The 5,862-nt window shown below is 32.7% G+C and carries 6 protein-coding genes; all 6 read left to right on the top strand.

Features of this window, described 5'->3' with window-relative positions; translation table 11 throughout:
* Positions 1-757: ATPase, T2SS/T4P/T4SS family (locus ACTCAF_RS10785; RefSeq protein WP_463063284.1), on the top strand; the 757-nt coding region annotated here is incomplete at its 5' end.
* Positions 758-760: 3 nt separating this feature from the next.
* Complete coding sequence (locus tag ACTCAF_RS10780; RefSeq protein WP_463063283.1) at positions 761-2,551, top strand: ATP-dependent DNA helicase; 1,791 nt, start codon at positions 761-763, stop codon at positions 2,549-2,551.
* Positions 2,532-3,887: a glucose-6-phosphate isomerase gene (locus ACTCAF_RS10775; RefSeq protein WP_463063282.1), complete on the top strand. Its 1,356-nt coding sequence runs from the start codon at positions 2,532-2,534 to the stop codon at positions 3,885-3,887. Before ACTCAF_RS10780 ends, ACTCAF_RS10775 begins: the two co-directional genes overlap by 20 nt.
* Positions 3,871-5,109: a tRNA lysidine(34) synthetase TilS gene (gene tilS / locus ACTCAF_RS10770; protein WP_463063281.1), complete on the top strand. Its 1,239-nt coding sequence runs from the start codon at positions 3,871-3,873 to the stop codon at positions 5,107-5,109. Before ACTCAF_RS10775 ends, tilS begins: the two co-directional genes overlap by 17 nt.
* Positions 5,110-5,111: 2 nt before the next feature.
* Positions 5,112-5,645 (top strand): hypoxanthine phosphoribosyltransferase, encoded by a 534-nt coding sequence (gene hpt, locus ACTCAF_RS10765; RefSeq protein ID WP_463063280.1) that lies wholly within the window; start codon positions 5,112-5,114, stop codon positions 5,643-5,645.
* A 14-nt stretch (positions 5,646-5,659) separates the two neighbouring features.
* A partial coding sequence (locus tag ACTCAF_RS10760) for an ATP-dependent metallopeptidase FtsH/Yme1/Tma family protein (protein ID WP_463063279.1) occupies positions 5,660-5,862 on the top strand: 203 nt, incomplete at its 3' end.

Here is a 5,862-nt window from a genome sequence, read left to right as displayed (position 1 = left end):
TTCAGTTACGGTTCCCGATTTTGATAATCTTGGATTAAGGGATGATTTAAGAAAGTATCTTGTCCAGGTTCCAAAGGGGGTTACAATTTTTACTGCTCCCTACAGGCACGGAAAAAGTACAGTGTTTTCTTCATTGATGAATTTTTATAATAAAATTAAATCGTACAATATTGTTTTTATAGATACCAACGTCGAATACAACATAGCAAACAACAAATCTGTGATTTCTATTCTGGAGTGCAGTGACAGGGAGTTAATTTCTAAAAATTTGAAAATTGCATATGAATTAAATCCGGACATAGTATTTGTTTCTGATATCCCTGATCTGGAAAGTCTTGAACTTATTCTGAATATTGCCGAATCAGGTGTTACTGTTTTTGTTGCAATAGACTGTGGGAGTATTGTGGGGTTCTTTGAAAAATTACTTGTTATTTCAAAAGAAACCAGCGATTATTATCTGAACAGGCTGGCGGATATGATAACTGCAGTAGTGAATATGAGGCTTGTGCCGGTTAAGAGGATTGAAAGGAGAATTTTGGTATACGAAATGATTTTTAATAATTTTAAGCTTAAGAAAATCATTAAGGAAAAAAACTTTGGTTACATCGATTCGCAATTAAAGGGAACAAATGATTTTATCCCTATAGAGAAAAAGCTTGCAGAGCTTTTCCAGAAAGATACTATTGAGTATGATGTAGGAGAAACTTTTTCAAATGATGTTGAACTTTACAAAAGATACTGCAATATTGATATATAATAAATGAGCCTCGATGTATTTTTTAATGATGAATCCCCTTTGATTAATCTTATTCCGGATTTTAAGTTTAGAAAGTATCAGAGGGATTTGTCTTTATTTATAAAAGAATCGATTGATAATTATTGTACGTCGGTTGTTGAAGCTCCTACCGGCAGTGGTAAAACACTGGCATATCTTATTCCTTCATTTTTGTCGAACAAGAAAATAATTATATCCACAAAATCAAAACAATTGATGAATCAGCTTTTTTTCAAAGACATAAAAGTGCTGAAAGAACTAAATATTTGTGACAGAAAGGTAAGCATATTGAAGGGGAAAAAAAATTACTTTTGTATTTACCGTTTTTACAAATATATCCTCCCTTTTCAGGAAGAGTATCAGGATGTGATCAAATGGTACTCAAAAAATGATGAAAAAGATATTTTGGAGGTACCTTATTACTTATTTGATGAATCTGTTTACGATAAAATGACCGCTGACAGTTTTCAGTGCCTTGCAGGGAAATGTGAATATTATGAAAGATGTCATTATTATAAGGCTAAGGACATTGCAAATGCTTCAGACATAGTGATAACAAACCATTATCTCCTTTTGACCGATATAGCATCTAAGAGCAAATCGGGTTTTTTATCAAATTTTGAAAATTTTGAGCATATTATTTTTGATGAAGCTCATTCAATAATCGATATATTTCCAATGTTTGCCGGAGAAGAGGTATCAGTTAACAACTTAAAATCCTTTCTGAAAGATTGTAAAACATCTATAAGGGCTGAACTTTACACAGAGATAACAAATAAAATTAGATTGTTTGAAACTAAAATAAAGGTCAAAAAAACTTTAAATGATAAACATATGGAAGCATTTGAGCAAATAATTGATTTTATTAGGGGAAATATATTGGAGATGTTAGATGATGAGGATATTGAAAGTTTTAAAAAAATAGAAAAAAGTTACAAATATATACTGGAACATGAAGGGGTAAAGGTTATTGAGCCAACCAAACAGTCAGTTTTGATCAAATTGCTTCCTCTTAAAGTGGATGATATTTTTTATAACGGGCTTTTAAACACTTGCATAAGTGCTACATTTATCAGTGCAACTCTTACTTCGGACAAATCTTTTGAGTTTTTTAAAAAAGAGCTGGGTCTTCCCCTGAACACAAGTGAGTATATTGTGGATAAGGATAATTTTAAGAAAAATTCCGTATATGTTATCCCTAAAAAAATAGAAGATAAAAAGAAATTTTACATAGAAGCAGTCAAGAGTATTGATGCTCCCATGCTTCTCATTTTCAACAGTATCAATATGATGAATATAATTTATGATGAACTTTCACAGCATGTTACCAATAAAAATATTTTGCTCCAGCATAGTGTAAATATGGGTGAATTTTTTGCGGATAGTAAGGATGTAATCTTAGGGTGCGCAGTATTGAGGGAAGGTATAGACATAAAGACCAACTCCAGACTGAAGTGTGTCATAATAGACAAACTTCCGTTTGAAAATATAAGTGATGTTTACCTTGAAATGAAAGCCAATGAAGTGCAAGCCAGTGGCAAGAATCCATTTATGGATTTTTATCTTCCAAGAGCAGTAATTTTTTTCAAGCAAGCAATAGGCAGACTTATCAGAAGTGAAGAGGATAACGGTCTGTGTATTATTCTTGATGAAAGGATTTTAAATAAATCCTATGGCAAGTATTTTCTTGAGGAAATAGATGAAAATAGGATATATCATAGTGTGGCAGATGCATTAAATGCCCTGGAGGAGATAAATGACCAGAGTAAAACTTGACTATAACTTTTGTGTAAACAATCTTGTCAGCTCTTTTATCGGTTATGATGAAATGGAAAAAAACATCGGGCTCGCAAAAAAAGGTTATTCAAAACTTATTGAACTTGTTGAAAAAGGGGAAGTAGGTTTTACAAATCTTGTTCATAAGGATTTGAGTGAAATTATTCAGTTTGCCAAAAGCATAAGCGGAAAATATAACGACCTTATAGTGGTAGGGATAGGCGGCTCATCATTGGGGATTGAAGCAGTTGAAAATGCGCTGTTGCCTCACAATTACAATACGCTTAACTTTCCAGAAAGAGGTTATTTCCCAAGGCTTTGGGTAGCTGATAATGTCGACCCTGTGAAAGTTGGCTGGATAATGAAAAAGTGCTCGCCTGAAGATACACTTGTTGTTGTAATTACAAAATCTGGCAGTACTGTTGAGACAATTGCAAATGCATCTATTTTTATAGATTGGTTGAGAAATTCCGGGGTTGATTTGAATAAACATCTTGTGGCCATTACTGATCCTGAAAGTGGAAGTCTGAGAAAATTTGTTAACGAATCAGGAATAATGGCTTATGAAGTAGAAAAGAATGTTGGTGGAAGATTTTCTGTTTTATCGGCTGTTGGGCTTTTGCCTGCTGCACTTTTGGGGATCAAAATAGAAAAATTGCTGGAAGGAGCAAAAAGTGTTCTTGAAAACGAAAAACAGTTTTTGACACTTGCTGCGATATATATCAAATATTTTAAAGAAAAGAGAATTAATGTCATAATGCCATATTGTTCAGGTTTGTACAAGTTTTCGTTTTGGTTTGCACAATTATGGGGTGAAAGCCTTGGCAAAAGGTTTGATTTAAATGGCAATGAGGTATTTGCCGGTACGACACCTTTTCCTGGTCTTGGTGCGATTGACCAACATTCTCAGGTGCAGCTTTTTAGGGAAGGCCCCGATGATAAAATTATAACTTTTATAGAAATAAAAAGCCATTTACTTGAGAAGACAATAGAAAATCCTTTTTATAAAGATTTTGAATATTTGAAGGGGGTGCATCTTTCAAGCCTTCTAAATACTGAGCTTGCCGCAACAGAAGCAGCCCTTTTAAAAAGTGGAAGGCCAAGTGTCAAAATAATTGCTGACTACCTAAATGAATATACTTTAGGATATTTGTTTATGTTATTTGAGCTTGTTACGGCAATAGTAGGCCTTGGTCTTGAAATTAATCCTTTTGACCAGCCAGGAGTAGAAGAAGGGAAGCAATTTGCCTATGGGATTTTGGGTAGAAAGGGTTTTGAAGATAAGCTTAAAGAATTTAATAAGTTAAATAAGAAAATAGATGACTTCATTATTTGAAAAAAAACTTCTGGATGAAATAAAGGGTTTCAGAAATAAAAAAATATTGGTTGCTTTTTCTGGTGGAGCCGATTCAACGGCTCTTCTTTATGCACTTTACAAAAATAATTACAACATAATAGCCTGTCATGTAAATCATTCCCTTAGAGGTAGTTTTGCCGAGAGGGATGAAAAATTTTGTATTGATTTTTGTTCAAGGTACAAAATTGAACTTATTACAAAAAAAGTAAATGTTCCTGAATATGTCAAAAATATGAATGTCAGTGTGGAGGAGGCTGCAAGAAAACTTCGATATGAACAGCTGATTGATACTTTTTATCTTTCTGGGTCAGATTTTCTTTTTACTGCACATCATCTTGATGATCTGGTGGAAACATTTTTTATCAAAATTTTCCAGGGTAGTTCAATTTATAATCTTAAAGGCTTTGATATGTACAAAGATTTTTTAAAAAGACCGATGCTTGGAATTGAAAAATCCCTTATACTTGAATTTATAGAAAGTGAAAACATTGAGTATGTTACTGATGAGACGAATTTTTCTTGCGACTACCTGAGAAATTGGTTGAGAGGAAATATTATCCCCCATATTGCCAGTTACAATAAAGGCTTTATTAAGAATATTGTTAAAATTCAAGATGAGTCTGCCAATTTAAAAAGTTATCTTTTAAACAGGACTAAAGATGTAAAGTTACACGATATGGGCTTTTTCTTCTATGGTGAACTTCGAAAGATTACTGCTCTTGAACTTTTTGAACAAAAATTTGTTTTAAGTGAGTTTTTAAAAAGATTTTTCAGGGTTCAAAAGGTCCATCTGGAAAATATTTTAAATATTATAAACAGTAAAGGCGATTCCGTCAGAATAAATTTGCCAAAAGACTGTATTTTTGAAAAAAGTTATGATAAAATTTACTTTTTTAAAAAAAGTGTATTGAAAGGTTTTGAATATATAAAAGAAAAGGACGAAGATTCTCTGGAAATAAGGGAGATTAACAAGATAATACTTTTTTCAGGTGAACTTGTAAAAGAAAGGCTTGTTGTAAGAAGCAGAAGACATGGGGACAGATTTCTTGGGAAAAAGCTGAAGGATTTGTTCATAGATAAAAAGATCGAACTTTTTTTAAGGGATACTTCCTGTATTGTTGAAAGTTTTGGTAAAATTATTTATGTTGAAATGGTAAGTGAGAATAAAAATATAAAAATACAACCGTTAAAACAGGAGTGAATATGGCAGAGCATATTTTGGAACCTTTTATAGGTAAGGATATCATATCTGAAAAGGTAAAAGAGTTAGGGGAAAGGATTTCAAAAGATTTTAAAGGTGAAAAGGTATTATTGGTGGGTGTACTTAAAGGTGCCTGGATGTTTTTGAGTGATCTTGCAAAAAGTATAGATCTTGAAACAGAAATAAGCTTTATAAGTGTTTCAAGTTATGTCGGGGAAAAAACTACTACAAGTGGTGTTGTAAGGTTAATGTGTGATATTGATAGGCCACTTGAAGGGAAAAACCTTATTCTTGTTGAGGACATTGTGGATACGGGATTGACACTTAATTATCTGAAAAAGTTATTGTCTGTTAGAAAGCCCAAGACAATAAGTATCTGCACATTATTGGACAAACCCTCAAGAAGGGTTGCCCATATAAATCCAGACTATTGCGCATTTGAAATACCGGATGAGTTTGTGGTTGGGTACGGACTTGATTTTAATAATATGTACAGAAACTTACCAGAAATTTATAAATTGACAATAAAAAAGTAAATTTAGGAGGAATGATGAAGAATAATTTTTATAAAAATATATCTCTCTGGTTTGTTATTGCCCTTTTGATGGTGGTGATGTTTAACTTTTTCAACGCAGGGCAGGGGGTCAGACAAAAAATATCTTATTCTGATTTTATCAATAAGGTTGCTTCTGACCAGGTACAAACAGTGCTTATTAAAGACAGGCTTATAACTGGTACATTTCAAAATGGTGA

The organism is Deferrivibrio sp., assembly GCF_055117995.1.
The sequence above is the reverse complement of the archived record's forward strand: the minus strand, read 5'-3'. Positions and strand labels throughout refer to the sequence as shown.